Genomic DNA, 18,177 nt, shown 5'->3' with positions numbered 1-18,177 from the left:
CGGGCAACTCAGAAATATCGCTGACATGCCTGCATTAACTTAAACCAACCGGCCTCCACGATTCCCGGTGCGGTTCAGGTGCGCCGGAAGAAGTTCCGGTCGTACCAGGGCGAGGTCGGCGAGGCCGCGCCGAACCTGCTCAATCGTGAATTCACCGCGTCGGGCCCAAACGAGAAGTGGGTCACCGATGTGACCGAGTTCCGGGTCGCGGGGAAAAAGCTGTACCTTTCTCCGGTCATGGACCTCTACAATGGGGAAATTGTAGCCTACGAGTCGAGCCATCGCCCCGACTTCCCGATGGTCATGGGCATGCTCAGGAAAGCTGTCAAGAAACGCGGGAATGCGGCTACACCGATGCTTCATTCAGACCAGGGTTGGCACTATCGCATGCAACCGTATCGAGCGGCACTGGCGCGCTATGGAATGAAGCAAAGTATGTCGAGAAAAGGGAATTGCTTCGATAACGCGGCCATGGAAAGCTTCTTTGGCACTCTGAAGGCCGAGTACTTCCATCTCACGGACTTCGAAGACGTCGACGCATTACGGGTAGGCCTGAAGAGCTACATCGACTACTACAACCGGCATCGCATCAAATCGAAACTTGGTGGACTGAGTCCCGTGGAATATCGAATGCGAGCGGGAAAAAACTAACGCTTCAACGTCCAACTCTCGGGGGTCAGTTCATTCCCGGTGCGGTTCACCGATCCCGATGGTCACCGGGTGCGCGTGTACAAGCTCGCCGACACGCCGCGATAAGCCGAGCGTGCGGCGGAGGTAGGGGGCGAGGGGGGCGCCAGCGTCGCGGGCCGCCCGCGCCCATCGCCCATCGCCCATCGCCGCGGCGACGCCTCACATCGCGGTGGCGGACTTCACGAGCACGGGCGTGTCGCGATACTGTGCAGGGAACAGACGCTTGAGGTCTTTCACCTTCGGCAGGTCGTTGATGACGATGTACGGATACGTCGGGTGCTCGGTCAGGAAATCCTGATGATAGGTCTCGGCCGGATAGAAGCCCGAATACTTTTCCAGGCGGGTGACGATGGGCTTGCTGTAGACATGCGAGGCGTTGAGCTGCGCGATATATGCGTCGGCGACACGGCGTTGCGCATCGCTCATCGGGAACACGGCCGAGCGATATTGCGTGCCGGTGTCCGGTCCCTGCCGATTGAGTTCGGTCGGATTGTGCGCGACGGAGAAATAGATCTGCAGCAGCGTTCCGTAGGACACTTGCTGCGGGTCGAACGTCACTTCCACCGATTCGGCGTGGCCCGTCGCACCGCTGCTGACGGTTTCGTAATCGGCCGTCTTCGCGGTGCCGCCCGCGTAGCCGGACACGGCTTTCGTCACGCCCTTCACATGCTGGAATACCCCTTGCACCCCCCAGAAGCACCCGCCGGCGAACACAGCCGTCTCGGTGTGAGCCCCCGTGGCGGGCTCGTCGAGCTTGGGGGCGGCGATGACGACCGCCGCCTCGGCACCGCCGAAGGCGTACGCGCCAACTTGCCAAACGAGTACCCCGACGGCGGCGGTGCCAAGCAGCAGGCGTCGCACTCGCGAAGCGGGCGTCGTGCGGCGGGGCGATTGGTCTGGCATCTCGTCGCGGGCCTGCGACGGGTGAATCGGATCGAACGGGTTCATCTGAAAACTCCCGGCGTCGGAGGACGCCTCGATGGCAGCGGTCTTGCGAAGTCGCTGCCGGGTCATTGGGTTTGAGGACGGGGCGCGGCGCTGTCTACCGAACGCCTTGGACCTCAGCCGAAGGTGAACGCGTAGGCCGACACGCCCGGATCGAGAAACTCGATGCTGAACGTACGGTCGCGCACGTCGCCTGACTGGCGCACCAACTGGTACAGGCGCTGGGAGGCGACGGTGCCGGTACCGTCGGCGCCCACGTCGGTGCCATGCGCGTCGCCCGGCGGCTTGCCGTCGACCGTTACGCGAAAGCGCACCGGTTCGCCGCCGGCCTTCGGGCCGAGCACGAGATGCAGGTCACGCGCGTGGAAGCGATAGACGATGCGCGCCCCGGCCTGCATGGCGGTGGCCTGTTCCGGCCCCACGCGCCAGTCGCCGGCCAGTGCCCATTGGTTGAGAGACGGCGTTGATGGCGCGCGGTAGTCGCTGGCCTGATCGCGCACGGCACCGCCGGGGGAGGCGAAGTGCTCCGCGCGCGTGTAGCCAACATAGGTCTCCGGCGAGCGCACGTCGCCCATGTCGGCCGCTTGCTGAATGCCACCGGCCTGCACGTCGGCAATGCCGCTCGCGACCTGCTTCGCTCCGGCCTCGCGCAACAACTGCTGGATCACGCGTTCCGACTCGGCGTAATTGCCTTCGCCGAAGTGGTGGTAGCGCACGCGCCCCTGGGCGTCGACGAAATAGTGTGCCGGCCAGTATTGATTGTGGAAGCCGCGCCAGATGGCGAAGTCGTTGTCGATGGCCACCGGGTAGTCAACGCCCAGATCGTGAACGGCCTTTTTCACGTTGCCGATGTCGCGCTCGAACGCGAATTCGGGCGCGTGCACGCCGATGACGACGAGCCCCTGGTCGCGATACTTCTGCGCCCAGGCTTTGACGTATGGCAACGTGCGCAGGCAGTTGATGCAGGAATACGTCCAGAAGTCGACGAGCACGACCTTGCCACGAAGGGCCTGCGCCGTGAGTGGCGGCGAATTCAGCCATTGCACGGCGCCGTCCAGCGAGGGCAACTGGCCTTCGACCGGCAACGGTGCCGGGGCATCGGCGGTGCCGCGCATCGTCGTATCGCGCACGGGCATCATGGTCGGGCCGGCGGTGTGGCTGTCGACGCTCGCGCTCATCTGAGCGGCGGCGCGGCGTGTACCAAGCGCGTCGACGAGCCGCTGCTCGATACCCCCTGTCGACGCCGTCGAGAGTTGCGCCAGCGCGCCGGTGTCGAGCCCGAGGGCGATGGCGGCGACACCCGCGAGCATCAGCCCGCCGAGCCCGCGACGAATCCATTCGCCCGCGCCGAGCGAGCGCTTCATGGTGGCGAAGACGCGTCCGCCGACCAGGAGGGCCAGCCCAAGCGACGTGGCGGCGCCGGCCGCATAGGCGGCGAGGAGCAACGTGGTGCCGACGCTGGCGCCTTGCAGCGCCGCGCCGGTGAGCACCAGCCCGAGGATCGGACCGGCGCAGGGCGCCCAGAGCAGGCCGGTGGCGATGCCAAGCAGGAACGACGCGCCGGGACGGGCCCCCGTGTTCGCATTGCCCGTGGCGGCGCTGCGCCCTTGCGCAGACTGCGACAGACGATCACCCAACGACACGAGCGGATGGGTGAGCCGTTCGGCGAGCTTCGGGAAGAGGAGCGTCGCACCGAACAGGGCAACGAGGGCGAGCGCCAGCCAGCGGCCATACTGGTTCGCCTGCACGACCCAGCTTCCGCCAACGGCGGCGAGCGTTGCCACCAGCGCGAACATCAGCACCATGCCCGCGAGCATTGGCAACACGCTGCGCGAGAACGATTGGCCAGCCCGCGAGAAAACAAACGGCAGTACCGGCAGGATGCACGGACTGACGATCGTCAGAATCCCGCCGAGGTAGGCGAGGATGAGCAAAGTCATGAAGCGCTCCTTGAGCCGCACCCGTTGGCGGGGTGAAGCGGAGGTGGGTAACTTGACGACGGCAGACGCATGGCGCTCAGGCGGGTTGCGGCTGGAACGTCATCGCAAGGCCGTTCATGCAATAGCGCAGGCCGGTCGGCTTCGGACCGTCGTCGAACACATGGCCGAGGTGGCCGCCGCAACGTCGGCAATGGACTTCGGTGCGAACCATGCCGAAGGTCGAGTCGGTGTGCGTGCCCACGGCATGATCCAGCGGCATCCAGAAGCTCGGCCAACCCGTGTGACTGTCGAATTTCGTGCGCGACGAGAAAAGCGGCAGCGCACAGCCGGCGCAGGCGAACGTTCCGGCGCGGTGTTCGTCATTGAGCGGGCTGGAATAGGGACGCTCGGTGCCCGCCTGACGCAAGATCTCGTACTGGGCGGGCGTCAGACGCTTGCGCCATTCGGCATCGCTGTAGGCGACCTCGAAGTGCTCGGGATCCGTGGCGCGACGGGCATCGTCGGCGTGCGCGGGGCGCATGAGACGCGGCACCAGCCCGGCGGCGACGGCGGCGGCTGCCGCAGTGGCGCTCAGCAGGAACGCGCGGCGCGACGGCGTCGGGGCAGCCTTCGCGGCGTGCGTGCGCGACGGCTTGCGCGGTGGGTTATCGGACAAACGCATGACATCCTCCGGTCAGTAGGGCGATCCGGCGCGGGGCTGGCCCGCCGCCGCGTGTTCAGGGGAGCGCGACGGCCGTGGTTCGGCGCAGCAGACACAGCAGGCGTTCGCGCCGGATCGATAATTGAAGGGTAGTGCGCCGGCGATGGCAAAGTCCTCACGTAAAATTAAACAATTCGTGATACCTCGCGGTGCGGGAACTGCGCACAATGGGGCCTTCAAGACCCACTTTTCCGGGAGCCGTGCCAGCGATGGAATCGCCGCGCCGTGTTTTGCTCGTCGAAGACGACGTGCATATTGCCGACCTGCTTGCGCTGCATCTGCGCGACGAGCGGTTCGAGGTCGTGCATTGCGCCGATGGCGACGAAGGTCTTCGGCGATTGTCCGAGGGGGGCTGGGACGCGCTCGTCCTCGACCTCATGCTGCCCGGCGTCGACGGATTGGAAATCTGCCGTCGCGCGCGGGCGATGACCCGCTATACGCCGATTATCATCATCAGTGCGCGCGCGAGCGAAGTGCATCGTATTCTCGGGCTGGAATTGGGCGCCGATGACTATCTGGCCAAGCCGTTTTCAGTGCTGGAGCTGGTGGCGCGGGTCAAGGCGCTCATGCGGCGGGTCGATGCGCTGGCGCGCAACGCGCGCATGGACGCGGGCAGCCTGGCGATGGCGGGGTTGTTCATCGACCCGATCGCGCGGGAGGCATCGCTTGGCGGCAAGCGGCTCGATCTCACGCCGCGCGAATTCGATCTGCTGTACTTCTTTGCTCGCCAGCCCGGCAAGGTGTTCTCGCGCATGGACCTGCTCAACGCGGTGTGGGGCTATCAGCACGAGGGTTACGAGCACACCGTCAACACACACATCAATCGCCTGCGTGCCAAGATCGAGGCGGATCCGGCGCAGCCCGCGCGTATTCTCACGGTCTGGGGACGCGGCTACAAGTTCGCCAATGACGGTGGGCCCGACACCACGGGTGCCGAGGCAGGAGGCGCATGATGCGTCGCTGGAATCTCACCCTCACGCAGCGCCTGTCGCTGGTATTCGCGGGACTGCTGCTGGTGTGCTGCGGCACGTCGGCGTGGATGCAGGTGCGCGCCAATCGCATGCACGAAGCCGAAGTGATTCAGGGACTCTCGCGCGGACTGGCGGAGCATATCGCCGCGAATGCCCAGCTCATGGACGCGAACGGCATGAAGCCCGACGCCGTGAGGCGTCTGTTCGGGCAACTCATGGTGGTGAATCCGAGCGTCGAAGTGTATCTGCTCGACATGCAGGGGCGCATTACCGGTCACGCGGCGCCTGAAGGCCATCTGCGGCGCATGCAGGTCGATTTGGCGCCCGTGCATCGGCTGATCGATGGCGAGGCGTTGCCGATCTATGGCGACGATCCCCGTAACGCCGATGTCCGCAAGGTATTCAGCGCAGCGCCGCTGCGGGTGGACGGTCGCGAGGTCGGCTACGTCTACGTCGTGCTGGTCGGCGAGGCGCACGACCGCTTCGCGGCGCGCGGGGCGACGAGCGCGGCGCTCGATACCGCGCTATGGTCGATCGGCCTGGTGGCGGCGCTGTGCCTGATTGCCGGTCTGGCGGCGTTCGCGCTGATTACGCGTCCGTTGCGCCGCTTGACGGATTCGGTGCGCGAGTTCGATATCGACGCGGCCCCGGTGCCGCTGCCCGCCGTCTCCGCGGATGAACTGGCGTCGCAGCAGGCGCGGCCGAACGACGAGATCGTGGTGCTCGAACGCGCCTTCCGGCAGATGGTCGAGCGACTGGGCACGCAGTGGCGCACGCTCACGCGTCAGGATCAGGAGCGGCGCGAACTCATCGCCAACATCTCGCACGATCTGCGCACGCCGCTCTCGTCGCTGCACGGCTATCTCGAGACGCTGTCGCTCAAGGACGCCACGCTCACGCCCGCCGAGCGGCGGCGCTATCTGGGCATCGCCCTCGATCAGAGCCGCAAGGTCGGCGCGCTGGCGCAGTCGCTGTTCGAACTGGCTCGTCTGGAACATGGCTTCGTGCAGCCCGAGGCCGAGCCGTTCTCCGTGACGGATCTGATCCAGGACGTCTTTCAGAAATTCGAGCTGAGTGCCGAGTCGCGCGGCGTCGCGTTGCGCGCGCAACTCGCGCCGCAGATTCCCGTGGCGCGGGCCGACCTCGGCCTGATCGAGCGCGTGTTCACGAACCTGCTCGACAACGCGCTGCGCTACACACCGTCGGGCGGTGAGATCACGGTGGCGGTGGCGCCGGTGGGCGCCGACATCGAAGTGTTGGTGAGCGACACCGGTCCCGGCATTCCCGAGACCGCGCGCGAAGGCCTGTTCGAGCGGCCATTCACGGTCGGCGGCGCTCGCCGTGAAGGTGGGCTGGGCTTGCGCATCGTGCATCGCATCCTGCAATTGCACGGCCGGCGCATTACGCTGGTCGACACGCCCGGGCAGGCCGGGCGGGGGGCGACGTTCCGCTTTACTTTGCCGACGTGAGTTGGTTGGGCGCCGGGGCAGCCGGCGCCGCGTCGAAGTAGGTCAGCTTGCGCACGAAGACATTGGCGAACGGGTCGACCTTCTCGCCATGCGCGGCGGGCGAGGTGATCACGACGCGCACGATATTGCCTTGCGCGTCGTACTTGTAGTGGTACTCCGACACATGACGCTCGCCCGTGGCGGCGTCGGTGCGGGTCACGCGCGTGAGTTCGTGACGCGGTGAGTATTGCGCGACCTCGTTGTCCCACGCCAGCGCGAGCCATTGACCGTCGATGAGGGCGGCGGCGCCGTTGTCGCGAACGATGCGCTCGCCATCCGGCTTGCGCTCCACGCTGGCGAACGTCCGGTAGGAGACCCGCTTCGGCGCTGGACGCACCTTACCGTCGGCCGTGACGACCTGACGTGCTGCGTTGGGCGCCGACCATTGACGCGAGAGCGCGAAACACTCGTCGTCGAACCGTCGCGCCTGCAGGCTGCCCGCACGGTGAGGATGCGCGCCGTTGGCGGCGGCGATGAGGCTGCGGGTCCATTCCCACTGCCCGTTGTTCTCCTGGCGCACTTGCTCCTTCCACGCGGCGCGACGTCCCGGGCCGTGCACAATCCAGGCGTCGGCGTTCTGCCACTCGACGGGGGCGCCATCAATGCTCTCCAACCGGCCGCTGGCGTCATACGAATAGTGGCCGCGGTCGGTGTTCGCGAGCAGGTGACCTTGTGCGTCGAAATCCATCACGAAGCGATTGCCGTTGTCGAGCGGCCCGACCTTGCCAGTGGCGCGATCGTAGCTGGCGATGAAGCGGGTTTCTTCGATCCGACGAACGCCGGCGGGAATGCCGCCGAAGTTGCGCATCAAGTCATCCTCCTCGCGCAGCGAGGTCTGCACGCACCACGGCAGCGGAGCGGCCACCTGCGGCGCGTCGGCGGCGGGCGGCGGACTCGTCGTCGGGGCGGGGGGCGACGTGCTGGCGGTTGGCGGGGTCTCCGGTGCGCCCTGCGGCCGGGGACCCGCGCAGCCGGCCAGGGCGGCTGCCAGTGCTGCCAGGGCAAGCGCTGCCTGGACAGGACGGGCGGAAGGGGCTGAAGGGATGAGGCGGATGGATGAAACTGACATCATCGGAAGGGTTTGCCGAAGGTATTTTGTCCCGATTGTACCGGCTCCGGGCGACGCACCCGCCGGCATCGCTCGGAACAGTACCTGACGTCGTCCCACACCCTCGCCCATTTCTTGCGCCAGGTGAAGGGCCGGCCGCACGCTTGACACACCTTGCTGGGCAGAAACGCCTTGCCATGCTGGGTCATTTGGCGGGATCGACACGATCATGAGACACCCAGACAAGCGACGCCGTATCGACACCCAGCGCTTGCGCACGCGCCACAATGCGCTTCATCTCGCTCGCGTCGAGATGCTTCTCCCTTGCGAGAATCCAGCAGTAACCGGTATTCGGCCCCACCACCAGCGCCCAGCGATAGTCGGGGTCGATGGCGGCCACGTGGTAACCGCCGTAGAACGGCCCGAAGAACGATACCTTCAGCGATGCGACAGACGGCGACCCGGTAAACAGCGCCTTGCCGGTCACCGCTTGCCACCGACCGTTCGACGTATCGAAGCCTCGGTTGAGCACGCGAATACTGCCATCTGACTGCGGCGTGTAGGTGGCGGACACGTCCGTCATGCCGCGCTCGAATGCATGGTCGAGGCGTGCCAGTTCGTACCAGCGGCCCTGATAGCGACTCGCATCGAATGGCGACACGGGGGAGACCCCAGGCGGCGGACGCGTACTGGCGCACCCAGAGAGCAGGAGGAACGCGAACGAGAACGAGAGCGCGCTCAGCAACCGCAGCGCGACGGATCGTTTGGCGGGAGCAGCGTTGGTCATGGAAGTCCCTGTGTCGGTGAATGGAAAGCCTGTGTTTGCGTCCGTCGTCCATCAAGCACGTTGGCATCGACTATCGGTATGCGCAACCGTGACCGCCGGCGCGAATTTTCAGGACTCGAGCACATCCCGGAGCTTGGCGAGGCCTCGACGAATCCAGCTTTTGGCAGTGCCCTCCGGTACACCCAGCGTTCGTGCAAGTTCCGTGTAGGTGAAACCGCCGAAGTAGGCGATCGTAATGGCCTGCCGCTGTTGCGCAGAGAGGGCGGTCATTGCCATCGAGAGTCGTTGCTTTTCGCGATCTCTTTCAGTCAGTTCCGGCGGCGGGGCGGAATCCGCAGCGCTGGACGACATGAGGGTCTCGTCCAGCGGAATCGGTTGTCGTTTGCGTAGATAGCTGATGGCTCGGTTCCGGGCGATGGTCGACATCCACGGAAGCACGTCGCCGCGTTGCGCATCGAACACCAGACGACGCTGCCACAACGCCATATAGACATCCTGAAGAATATCTTCGGCTTCGGCGCGATGATGAATCACGCGGAGGATGACGCCGAACAGCACGGACGAGGTATGCCGGTACAGCTGCGCGAACGCATCCTCGTCGCCGAGCTGGGCAAGCGTCAGCAGACCCGTCAGGTCGGTGCAATCGCCGAGGGAAGGACGAGCCGACACGCGGACGGCACCCGCGCTGTCACCGGCCGCGCTCGAGCACGCACTCGCACTCGCGGGCGCGTTCTTCGACGCGTCACCCGCGACGCCCGAGTCCGTTGGACAAGCGTATTGACTGATGTCGATGGTTGTCATCGCGGCGTCTCCAGGGAGGATGCTGCGGGATCGATGCCGTTACTGCGAGCGGTCGGGCATCAATGCCAGAAACTCGCGGCGCAACGCGGGATCTTCGAGGAAACGTCCCCGCATGACACTGCTTACCATGCGCGCCCCGTCGTCTTTGGTCCCCCGCCAATGCATGCAGAAGTGGTCCGCCTCCAACACCACGGCGAGTCCGTCGGGGGCGATTTTTTCTTCGAGCAAGTCGGCGATCTGCTTGACGGCTTCTTCCTGAATCTGTGGTCGTGCCATGACCCAATTCAGCAAGCGGGCGTATTTGGACAGACCGGGCAGGTTCGAATTCGCCGCGGGCAAAACGCCAATCCACGCGCGACCCATGATCGGACAGAGATGATGCGAGCATGCGCTCCGCACGCGAAGTGGCCCGATCAGCGTGAGTTCGTTCAGTTGCCCGATGTTCGGGAATTCCGTGACCGCGGGCGGCGGTTCGTAACGGCCCGAGAACACTTCGCGGACGAACATCTTCGCCACGCGCTTCGCGGTTTCACGCGTGTTGTGGTCGTTGTCGACGTCGATGACGAGCGCGCGAAGCGCGTTCTCGATATGCGTCGCGACTTCGCCCTGCAATGTGTCGACGTCGCCTTCGCGCAGGTAGGGGGCGATGTTGTCGTTGGCGTGAAACCGGACACCGGCGTTGCGCAAGCGCTGCCGGACGACTTGCGACAACGGGATGCCCTCTGCGGCACCCTTCGTGATGGCCGGTTGCGAATCGATAATCGCGCCCATGAGGTTCTCCGGAAAAGGAATGCGCCGATGCGTCTCGCCGTTCAGCGGTCTCCGGGCGTGGTCGCCGGAATGGGCCAGCCTTCGTGCTCAGCCACGGCGGCGAGGGCGGCTTCGAACATGGCAACGGCCTTGTTGGCCGCGTCGCCGAGGTGTCGATGGAGCAGCGCGTCGGCCGGTGAGCGCGACTCGCATTCATCGCTATAACGCTCGAACGCGGCAATCTGCAGCACCAGTTCGGCGAGATGCTTGGGACACTCGCAAGCGATGGTCGTGGAGCGAGAAACCACGTTCGTCAGCGTGTCGTTGTCGAACCGGCGTGGCGTCCTGCGCCAGATCCGTTCCTGGTCTTCGTTGCTGGAATCGCTGCGGCGCCACGTCTGCAGGTACTCGGCGAGGAGGTCGTTCGCGTGTAACAAGGCGTTGGGAGCTCGCCTGAGGTTGATGCCTTCCAGGCGCGCCAGTTCAGCCGCTCGCGTCGTGCCGAAGGAATAGACGACGAGCACGTCGTCACACATTAGTCGCTGCGCTGCCGTGACGATAGATAGGACAACGTCTTCGTGGAGTGCCTCAACCCGAATGACGAGGCAGTTCGCAACGGACTCGTTGCCGCCAGGGGAGGGGACATCTTGAACGGTGTCGAGCTGGACGGCATTGACGCCTTTCGGCATCTCAAGCGTCACGCTTTCGCCAAACCCCACGATGAAGAGGTTCGTGTCTCGCATGGGGGCGGTCGTAAGCGCGCGGTCGCTGTCTCCGCTCGCCAATTGTCTCAACTGATCGCCATCCAGATGGGCAATCGAGCTAATGGCGTGCCCTCGGTTCACCAGTGCCTTGATCGTCTTCAGGCGATGGACATCGACATCGGAATATAAGCGCTGACCCGAGGCGCTGGTGGGCGGTGACACCACGCCATACCGTTGCTCCCAGATACGCAACGTCGCCGCAGGCATGTCGACGAGCTTGGCTGCCTCGCCGCTTCGATACCGTCGAACTGTGTCCACTCTCGTCTCCTGCTTTTGGGGGTGTCACTCAAAGGTTGATCAATGAATCTAAAGTTAACTCGTAATTATTGTTGAGTCAATAAAATGAACTCAAATTAATTTTTTTTGTTTTTGTGAGTTCGAAACGTGACTCGTTCGTAGATTTTCGCCGCCGCCGGAAACGTTGTGTCAAGTGGCATCGAGTGATGGCGATTCGCGGCGCGTGCCAAATTTCTGCTGACGGGGCGCGGACAAGTCGGCAGGGAGCCGATTTGTGGATGTTAAGGCATTGAAACGTATGGATATTTTTCTTCGTAGATGTCTTTGGGCGAGGCACAAGGCCAGCATCGCGCGAGAAAAATCGAGGGGGAATGACGCTCGACATTACTGTCGAGATTCACTGAACGGTGAACCGGACGCGCCCTGATACCAGTGGTCTCCGCCTGCACCTGTCGGCAAACATTGAACTCAAACTTCTCCCAACTTTGAACCATCCGATATTCGGATCTCGTTGGGTTGAACTGTGTTGACTGAACTTAGCGCGTCCATTAAACACGGGTTATCCCGTTGCACCGCTTTTTTCGTGGGAATGTCGCGGTTGGCGTGCGTCCTGTGCCCGCCGCTGGCACGTTTGCCTTTGCTCAGTTCACCGTCCGGACGCTGATCGACCCCCAGCGTCCGTGAACCACTCCTGCCCGCCCGGTCCATCGGCGTAGCCATTTTGCCGGGGCCGGCCCTCCTTGAGGCGCCACCGCGTCAATCCATCCCCATGCCAACCCTACCGCAGACGATCGATCGCCTGAGAAATACTATTTTTTTCTTTTGACACTTTATTTTCGTTTTCGTAGTTTACTGAAACATAAGTTCCAAATAAGTGATGCTGTTGAAACGTGTCGTGCAAGCGGCGCGGTCAGTGGCAGCATGCTGGAGCCTGCAACTTTGCGCCCGCCGGCAACGGACGGGCGATTGGAAAACACCATGAACGGCACGCTTCAAGACCGGATCCTGCAATTGCAAGACGATTTCACGCCCAGTGAGAAACGTCTGGCGGATGTCACCCTGGCCCACTTGTCGCAGTTGGCCTCGTATTCCGCCACCGAGCTGGCCGAGATGGCCAAGGTATCGAAGGCATCGGCGGCGCGCTTCTTCAAGCGTCTTGGCTATGAGACGTTCAACGACCTGCGCACCCGCATGCGCGACGACGCCGATCACGGCTCGCCCCTGTTCGCCCTGGCGGGCATTACGACACCGCAGGCCACAGGCGGCGCCCCGGAGGGCGCACTCGGCGCGCATCTGGCGACCGATCTGCAGAATCTGGCGCACACCTTCGAGCGTATTGACGCGGCCGATCTCGAGCGCGCCGTGGAGATCGGCGCACGCGCGCGGCGTGTCTTCATCGCGGGTTTCCGCAACGGCCGGGTGCTCGCGCAATACATGTGGGCATTGCTCACTCAGGTGCGAGACGGGGTGTTGCTCGTGCCGGGCGCGGGCCTGAACCTGGCGGAAGATCTGGCCGACATGTGCGCCGACGACATGCTCGTCGTGATGGACTTCCGGCGCCGCGTGACGCTGCTGCGTCCGATGGTCGAGCATGCCAACCGCGTGGGCGCGCACGTCGTGATTCTGACCGATCCGACTGCGACCGAACTGCCCGCACGCAGCGACGTCGTGCTGCGCTGTGTGAACCGCACAACCGGCATGTTCGATTCGTATGCCGCCGTCATGAGTCTGATCAATCACCTTTGCACGTGTCTGGGCATCGCCCTGGGCGACGTGGCGCGCGAGCGCCTCGCTCACATCGAGCGTCTGCACGACGACTACGGCGACCTGCGCCGTTAGCCGGTAGTTCACCGACAGATCCATCCAGAGAAACGAGGAGATTGTATGACCCACCCCCTTCCCAATCTGCGCCTGCAGCGCTTCGTGAACCCGGCCGTCGAGCCTGGCGCACCGTATGGCGAAGCGCGCCGCGCGATTCTGGGCGGCGACGCGTTTGCCACAGCATCGCGTGAAATCACATGCTGGCCCGGCTACGCCGAGACGCCGCTCGTGGCGCTCGACGGGTTGGCACGTACCGCAGGCGTCGCACAGATCCGATACAAGGACGAGGCCGGCCGGTTCGGTCTGGGAAGCTTTAAGGCGCTGGGGGGCGCATACGCGGTAAGCCGCCTGCTGATACGCGAGATCGAGGCGCGCACCGGGGAGAAGGACGTCACCGTGGCAGACCTGCTGTCAGGGCGCTTTGCCGACCTGACCCGCACGCTGTGCGTCACTTGCGCCACCGACGGCAATCACGGTCGTTCGGTGGCCTGGGGGGCGCAACGCTTCGGTTGCCAGTGCGTGATCTACGTTCACGCGACGGTCAGTCAGGGGCGCGTCGACGCCATTGCGCACTACGGCGCCGAGGTGGTACGCACCGCAGGCAACTATGACGATGCCGTGCGTCAGGCAGCGGAAGATGCGGCTCGTCTGGGCCGCTTCGTGGTGTCCGATACGTCGTACCCCGGCTACATGGACGTGCCCAAGGACGTGATGCAGGGCTACGCCGTGATGGCCGACGAAGCGCTGCGTCAGTTCCGAGATGAAACGGGACAACTGCCGACGCACGTCTTCCTGCAGGGTGGCGTGGGCGGCCTGGCGGCTGCCGTGCTGGCCCATTTCTGGGAAACGCTCGAAGCGCGTGGCGAATCGCGTCCGCGCTTCATCGTGGTCGAGCCGGACAAGGCGGCTTGCCTCTTCGAGAGCGCACGCGCCGGCGAGCCGGTGGCCGTCCATGGCGATCTCGACACGGTGATGGCCGGGCTGGCGTGCGGCGAAGTGTCCTTGCTCGCCTGGGAAATTTTGCGTCCCGGAGCGCTGGCGTTCCTGACCATCGATGACGAGTCGGCGTTGGAGACAATGCGCATCCTCGCACAGGGCCGCTTCGGCGACGCCCCGAGGGTGGCGGGCGAGTCTGCCGTGGCAGGTCTTGCGGGTTGTCTTGGCGCCGCCGCCGACGCGCAGTCGCGGGCCGAACTCGGTCTCGACGCCTCGAGCCGCGTGCTGGTCTTCGGCAGCGAAGGCGCGACCGACCCGGTGCTCTTCGAGACGATTGTCGGCAAACCCGCCGAAGCCGTGACAGCGGCCGCCGTCAAACAAGCCGCCTGAATACTGGAGCCGGAGCGCACCATGAGCATGCTTTTCCCTGCCACTTCCCAGGACGGCGCGATGTCGGACCTGCGCATCGATTTGCCGCGCCTGCTTGCCCGTATTGCCGCGCTGGCGGAAGTTGGCGCGATCGATGGCGGCGGTTGCAGCCGTCTGGCGCTCACCGACGACGATGGCGAGGGCCGCAAGCGCGTCGTCGCCTGGATGCGCGAGCTCGGGCTGACGGTGAGTGTGGATGCCATCGGTAACGTCGTAGGCGTACGTGCCGGTCGCGAAGACGGCCCGCCGGTGATGACGGGGTCGCACATCGATACCGTACGCACGGGCGGTCGTTACGACGGCAACCTCGGCGTGCTCGCCGGACTGGAGGTCGTCGCCGCACTCAACGACGCGGGCATTGTCACGCGCCGTCCGATTGCGGTGGGCTTCTTTACGAACGAGGAAGGCGCGCGCTTCTCGCCCGACATGATGGGCAGCCTGGTCTATGTGGGTGGCATGCCGCTGGACGACGCGCTCGGTACCGTGGGAATCGATGGCACTACCGTGAAGGAGAACCTAACCCGCATCGGCTTCGCCGGCCGGCATCCGGTCGGCAAACCCGATGTGCACGCGTTCGTCGAGTTACATGTCGAGCAGGGGCCGGTGCTGGAGCACGAGGGCATCACGATTGGCGCCGTGACGGGGGTGCAAGGCATTCATTGGACCGAATTCACGATCGAGGGGGTGTCGAACCACGCGGGTACCACGCCGATGCGCATGCGTCACGACGCTGGCTACGCGGCCTGCGCCATCGCCAGCTTCGCTCGTGAAGTCGCGCGTGAGTTGGGCGGCGCGCAGTTGGCGACGGTGGGGCACGTATCCGTCTCGCCGAACCTTATCAACGTGATTCCGAACCGCGCGGTCTTCACCGTCGACCTGCGCAATACCGATGCCGATGTGCTCGCCGAAGCCGTGCGTCGCGTTTTTGCGAAGGCCGATGCGGTGGCCGAGGCCGAGGGCGTACGCATCACGCATCGCTCGCTGGCGGACTTCGCGCCGGTGCAGTTCGATGAGCGCATCGTCGCGCGTGTCGAATCGCTGGCGCGGGAACGGGGGCATTCGGTGCGGCGCATGCCGAGTGGTGCGGGCCACGACGCGCAGATGCTTGCCCGCGTCTGCCCGGCCGGCATGATTTTCGTGCCGAGCGTCAAGGGTCTTTCGCATAACGTGGCCGAATTCACCCACGACGCCGATATTGGCGCCGGGGCCAATCTGCTGCTCGCGATCATGGGCGAGCTTGCCGCGTAGTTCACGCAATTGTCTGGCAGTCCCCCTGAAGGAGGCGCCCGGAATACCGGCCGCTCAGGGATTCGAGATTCATCAAGGAGATTACGAAATGTCCCGTATCGTCAACGTCGCCGCCGCGCAGCTCGGACCGATCCAGCGCGCCGATTCCCGAGCCGACGTGATGGAGCGCCTGCTCGCTCACCTGCACAACGCGCATGCGATGGGCTGCCACCTTGTGGTTTTCCCCGAGCTTGCGCTCACGACGTTCTTCCCGCGCTGGTATATGGAAGACCTGGCCGAGATCGACGCATTCTACGAGCGCGAGATGCCCGGACCGCAGACGCAGGTGTTGTTCGACACGGCCAAACGCCTGGGCATTGGCTTCTACCTCGGGTATGCCGAGATGACGCTCGACGATGCCGGTCGTGTGCGGCGCTTCAACACCTCGATCCTGGTCGGCGCCGACGGCAACATCATCGGCAAGTACCGCAAGGTGCATCTGCCGGGTCACGCAGAGAACGAGCCGTGGCGCGCGTTCCAGCATCTGGAGAAGCACTACTTCGAGCCGGGCGATTCCTTCGACGTCTGGCGCGGCTTCGGTGGGGTGATGGGCATGGCGCTGTGCAACGACCGCCGCTGGTCGGAGACCTACCGCGTGATGGGGCTGCAGGGTGTCGAGATGATCCTGCTCGGCTACAACACGCCCGTGCATAACCCGCCAGCGCCGGAGCACGACGACCTGTCGATGTTCCACAATCAGTTGGTGATGCAGGCCGGGGCGTACCAGAACGGTACGTGGGTGGTCGGTGTCGCAAAGGCGGGTAAGGAAGAAGGCTGCGAGATGATCGGCGGGAGCTGCATCATCGCCCCGTCGGGGGAAGTGGTAGCGGCGTGCTCGACCAAAGGCGACGAACTCGCCATCGCACGTTGCGATCTCGACCTGTGCAACTCGTACAAGAGCACTACGTTCAATTTCGCGAAGCACCGTCGTCCGGAAGCGTATCGCATGATCGTCGAGCGGCGTGGTGCCTTAGCGCCGGAGGCTTGACGCCGCCGGCACGCAAGGCGTGAGACGCGAAGGCGTCTGACGGGGGCGCGCGACAGGCAACGCGCCGCCTCCCGCTTTTCCCAACCCCCATAACAGGCATGCAGGCCGCGAGGCCCGCAGGGGAACGTGTTGCCCGAAGCTTATGCCGAAGTCTTCGTGTGCATCACGCCTGGCCAACAGTTCGTCACGATAATTTTCGCGCTGGAGCCTATGATGAAAAACGCACCATCCCCTGTACCCCTTGCGGGCAGCTCGCCCGAGCAACACATGCATGCCGACCCTCGCGTCCTGAGCGACGCCGACGACAATGCGCTGTATCGCCGCGTGGCATGGCGGCTGGTCCCGTTCCTGATGCTTTGCTACGTGGCCGCGTTCCTCGATCGCGTGAACGTCGGTTTCGCGAAGTTGCAGATGCTCGACGATCTGGGCTTCTCCGAGACCATGTACGGCCTTGGCGCGGGCATCTTCTTCATTGGCTACTTCCTTTTCGAAGTGCCCAGCAACGTGCTGATGCATCGCATCGGCGCCAGGAAGACACTGGCGCGCATCATGGTTCTGTGGGGGGGGATCTCTGCCGCCATGGCTTTCACGCAAACGCCCACCCAGTTCTACGTGCTGCGCTTCCTGCTCGGTGCGGCTGAAGCCGGTTTTTATCCGGGCATCATCCTGTATCTGACGTACTGGTTCCCGTCGGCGCGTCGTGGCCAGATCATCGCCATCTTCATGACGGCCGTGCCTTTCGCCGGCATTCTCGGCGGCCCGCTCTCAGGCTGGATCATGCAGACGTTCCACATGGGGCACGGCATGGCCGGCTGGCAGTGGATGTTCGTCATCGAAGCCGTGCCGTCGCTGGTGCTGGGTGTCGCGGTGCTTGCCTACCTCGACGATCGTGTCGCCGACGCTCGCTGGCTCAACGACGCGGAGAAGGCGCGTCTTGCCCACAATGTTGCTGAGCAAGCGCGCGAGAAGGTCGAGCACGTTTCGCTGTGGAAGCTGCTGCAGGACCGACGCGTGCTGCACATGGCGCTGATTTGCTATTGCACGGTGTCGAGCCTTTCGGGCCTTGCGTTCTGGATTCCCTCGGTAATCAAGTCGACCGGTGTGACGTCGCTGCTGGAAATCGGCTTGCTGACCGCCGTGCCCAACGCCTGTGCGGTGGTGTCGATGGTGCTGGTGTGCCGTCACTCCGACAAGACGCGCGAGCGCCGCTGGCACATGGTGATTCCGTTCGTCGTTGGGGGCACGGGTCTGATCCTGTCGACGTTGTTCGGTCATAACCCGCCGGTCGCCGTCGCGATGCTCTCGGTGGCTGCCGCCGGCTGCATGGTCTGCTCGCCGCTCTTCTGGAGTTTGCCGACGGCCTTCCTCGAAGGGCGCAGTGCCGCTGCGGGCATCGCCGGCATCAACGCCTTTGCCGGTCTGGCCGCGTTCGTCAGCCCGTATGCGATCGGCTGGATCAAGGACACCACCGGATCGACCGACTGGGGCATGTACTTCCTCGCGAGCTTTGCGTTCATCGGTGCCTTCCTGGTGCTGCGCGTGCCGGCGCGGCTCGTCAATCGCTAAGCATGGGGA

The 18,177-nt window shown here is 64.5% G+C and carries 16 protein-coding genes and 1 pseudogene; 8 read left to right on the top strand and 9 right to left on the bottom strand.

Translation table 11 applies throughout. The features are described 5' to 3' along the window. Positions 1-78: 78 nt before the first annotated feature. Positions 79-651: pseudogene (locus tag PCE31106_RS12835) on the top strand (IS3 family transposase); the annotation flags it as partial. A gap of 198 nt (positions 652-849) precedes the next feature. Here PCE31106_RS12835 and msrA read toward each other — a convergent pair. The 3 genes from msrA to msrB form a co-directional block, all read right to left on the bottom strand. Continuing rightward, positions 850-1,593 carry a peptide-methionine (S)-S-oxide reductase MsrA gene (gene msrA, locus PCE31106_RS12830; RefSeq protein ID WP_150563517.1) on the bottom strand — a complete coding sequence of 248 codons (744 nt, stop codon included), beginning with the start codon at positions 1,591-1,593 and terminating at the stop codon, positions 850-852. A gap of 158 nt (positions 1,594-1,751) precedes the next feature. After that, positions 1,752-3,575 carry a cytochrome c biogenesis protein DipZ gene (locus PCE31106_RS12825; RefSeq protein ID WP_150563501.1) on the bottom strand — a complete coding sequence of 608 codons (1,824 nt, stop codon included), beginning with the start codon at positions 3,573-3,575 and terminating at the stop codon, positions 1,752-1,754. Between the two features lie 76 nt (positions 3,576-3,651). Then, positions 3,652-4,095, bottom strand: coding sequence for a peptide-methionine (R)-S-oxide reductase MsrB (msrB, locus tag PCE31106_RS12820; RefSeq protein ID WP_370364011.1), 444 nt, complete (start codon positions 4,093-4,095; stop codon positions 3,652-3,654). Between the two features lie 389 nt (positions 4,096-4,484). On the opposite strand from msrB, the gene PCE31106_RS12815 reads away from it, so the two are divergent. Both PCE31106_RS12815 and PCE31106_RS12810 read left to right on the top strand, forming a co-directional pair. Next, positions 4,485-5,228 carry a response regulator transcription factor gene (locus PCE31106_RS12815; RefSeq protein WP_017231399.1) on the top strand — a complete coding sequence of 248 codons (744 nt, stop codon included), beginning with the start codon at positions 4,485-4,487 and terminating at the stop codon, positions 5,226-5,228. Continuing rightward, positions 5,225-6,715, top strand: a complete 1,491-nt coding sequence (locus PCE31106_RS12810) for a sensor histidine kinase (RefSeq protein ID WP_150563500.1) — start codon at positions 5,225-5,227, stop codon at positions 6,713-6,715. Before PCE31106_RS12815 ends, PCE31106_RS12810 begins: the two co-directional genes overlap by 4 nt. On the opposite strand, the gene PCE31106_RS12805 is transcribed toward PCE31106_RS12810, so the two are convergent. The 6 genes from PCE31106_RS12805 to PCE31106_RS12780 all read right to left on the bottom strand — a co-directional run bounded on the left by PCE31106_RS12805 (position 6,699) and on the right by PCE31106_RS12780 (position 11,162). Then, on the bottom strand, positions 6,699-7,619 hold the full coding sequence (locus tag PCE31106_RS12805; RefSeq protein WP_150563499.1) for a hypothetical protein: 921 nt from the start codon (positions 7,617-7,619) through the stop codon (positions 6,699-6,701). The genes PCE31106_RS12810 and PCE31106_RS12805 overlap by 17 nt on opposite strands. 203 nt (positions 7,620-7,822) lie before the next feature. Beyond that, complete coding sequence (locus PCE31106_RS12800; RefSeq protein WP_150553297.1) at positions 7,823-8,011, bottom strand: DUF2256 domain-containing protein; 189 nt, start codon at positions 8,009-8,011, stop codon at positions 7,823-7,825. Further along, on the bottom strand, positions 8,008-8,589 hold the full coding sequence (locus tag PCE31106_RS12795; protein ID WP_150563498.1) for a lipocalin family protein: 582 nt from the start codon (positions 8,587-8,589) through the stop codon (positions 8,008-8,010). The genes PCE31106_RS12800 and PCE31106_RS12795 overlap by 4 nt, the downstream gene beginning before the upstream one ends. A gap of 108 nt (positions 8,590-8,697) precedes the next feature. After that, a complete protein-coding gene (locus tag PCE31106_RS12790) occupies positions 8,698-9,258 on the bottom strand; it encodes a sigma-70 family RNA polymerase sigma factor (RefSeq protein ID WP_174975150.1) in 561 nt (186 codons plus the stop codon). 171 nt (positions 9,259-9,429) lie between these two features. Then, positions 9,430-10,161 carry a GTP cyclohydrolase I gene (folE, locus tag PCE31106_RS12785; RefSeq protein WP_150563496.1) on the bottom strand — a complete coding sequence of 244 codons (732 nt, stop codon included), beginning with the start codon at positions 10,159-10,161 and terminating at the stop codon, positions 9,430-9,432. 41 nt (positions 10,162-10,202) lie between these two features. Continuing rightward, entirely contained in the window at positions 10,203-11,162 is a 960-nt protein-coding gene (locus tag PCE31106_RS12780; RefSeq protein ID WP_150563495.1) for a MerR family transcriptional regulator, read from the bottom strand. Between the two features lie 957 nt (positions 11,163-12,119). On the opposite strand from PCE31106_RS12780, the gene PCE31106_RS12775 reads away from it, so the two are divergent. The 5 genes from PCE31106_RS12775 (at position 12,120) to PCE31106_RS12755 (ending at position 18,168) form a co-directional block, all read left to right on the top strand. After that, positions 12,120-12,980 (top strand): MurR/RpiR family transcriptional regulator, encoded by an 861-nt coding sequence (locus tag PCE31106_RS12775; RefSeq protein ID WP_150563494.1) that lies wholly within the window; start codon positions 12,120-12,122, stop codon positions 12,978-12,980. Positions 12,981-13,025: 45 nt separating this feature from the next. After that, positions 13,026-14,288, top strand: a complete 1,263-nt coding sequence (locus tag PCE31106_RS12770) for a diaminopropionate ammonia-lyase (RefSeq protein ID WP_150563493.1) — start codon at positions 13,026-13,028, stop codon at positions 14,286-14,288. A 21-nt stretch (positions 14,289-14,309) separates the two neighbouring features. Further along, the gene (locus PCE31106_RS12765; protein ID WP_437343810.1) at positions 14,310-15,575 is read left to right on the top strand and encodes a M20 family metallo-hydrolase; all 1,266 of its coding nucleotides are present in this window, start codon (positions 14,310-14,312) and stop codon (positions 15,573-15,575) included. An 88-nt stretch (positions 15,576-15,663) separates the two neighbouring features. Continuing rightward, positions 15,664-16,602: an N-carbamoyl-D-amino-acid hydrolase gene (locus PCE31106_RS12760; protein WP_150563492.1), complete on the top strand. Its 939-nt coding sequence runs from the start codon at positions 15,664-15,666 to the stop codon at positions 16,600-16,602. Positions 16,603-16,869: 267 nt separating this feature from the next. Next, entirely contained in the window at positions 16,870-18,168 is a 1,299-nt protein-coding gene (locus PCE31106_RS12755; protein WP_254441015.1) for an MFS transporter, read from the top strand. Positions 18,169-18,177: the final 9 nt, after the last annotated feature.

The sequence above is a fragment of the Pandoraea cepalis genome, assembly GCF_902459665.1.
In the GTDB taxonomy this organism is placed as follows: Bacteria; Pseudomonadota; Gammaproteobacteria; order Burkholderiales; family Burkholderiaceae; genus Pandoraea; species Pandoraea cepalis.
The sequence above is the reverse complement of the archived record's forward strand: the minus strand, read 5'-3'. Positions and strand labels throughout refer to the sequence as shown.

Excerpts from the sequence above, each read along its gene's own strand:
- msrA (WP_150563517.1), bottom strand. The coding sequence starts at position 1,593 with ATGCCAGACCAATCGCCCCGCCGCACGACGCCCGCTTCGCGAGTGCGA.
- PCE31106_RS12825 (WP_150563501.1), bottom strand. The coding sequence starts at position 3,575 with ATGACTTTGCTCATCCTCGCCTACCTCGGCGGGATTCTGACGATCGTC.
- msrB (WP_370364011.1), bottom strand. The coding sequence starts at position 4,095 with ATGCGCCCCGCGCACGCCGACGATGCCCGTCGCGCCACGGATCCCGAG.
- PCE31106_RS12815 (WP_017231399.1), top strand. The coding sequence starts at position 4,485 with ATGGAATCGCCGCGCCGTGTTTTGCTCGTCGAAGACGACGTGCATATT.
- PCE31106_RS12810 (WP_150563500.1), top strand. The coding sequence starts at position 5,225 with ATGATGCGTCGCTGGAATCTCACCCTCACGCAGCGCCTGTCGCTGGTA.
- PCE31106_RS12800 (WP_150553297.1), bottom strand. The coding sequence starts at position 8,011 with ATGACCCAGCATGGCAAGGCGTTTCTGCCCAGCAAGGTGTGTCAAGCG.
- PCE31106_RS12795 (WP_150563498.1), bottom strand. The coding sequence starts at position 8,589 with ATGACCAACGCTGCTCCCGCCAAACGATCCGTCGCGCTGCGGTTGCTG.
- folE (WP_150563496.1), bottom strand. The coding sequence starts at position 10,161 with ATGGGCGCGATTATCGATTCGCAACCGGCCATCACGAAGGGTGCCGCA.
- PCE31106_RS12775 (WP_150563494.1), top strand. The coding sequence starts at position 12,120 with ATGAACGGCACGCTTCAAGACCGGATCCTGCAATTGCAAGACGATTTC.
- PCE31106_RS12770 (WP_150563493.1), top strand. The coding sequence starts at position 13,026 with ATGACCCACCCCCTTCCCAATCTGCGCCTGCAGCGCTTCGTGAACCCG.
- PCE31106_RS12765 (WP_437343810.1), top strand. The coding sequence starts at position 14,310 with ATGAGCATGCTTTTCCCTGCCACTTCCCAGGACGGCGCGATGTCGGAC.
- PCE31106_RS12760 (WP_150563492.1), top strand. The coding sequence starts at position 15,664 with ATGTCCCGTATCGTCAACGTCGCCGCCGCGCAGCTCGGACCGATCCAG.
- PCE31106_RS12755 (WP_254441015.1), top strand. The coding sequence starts at position 16,870 with ATGCATGCCGACCCTCGCGTCCTGAGCGACGCCGACGACAATGCGCTG.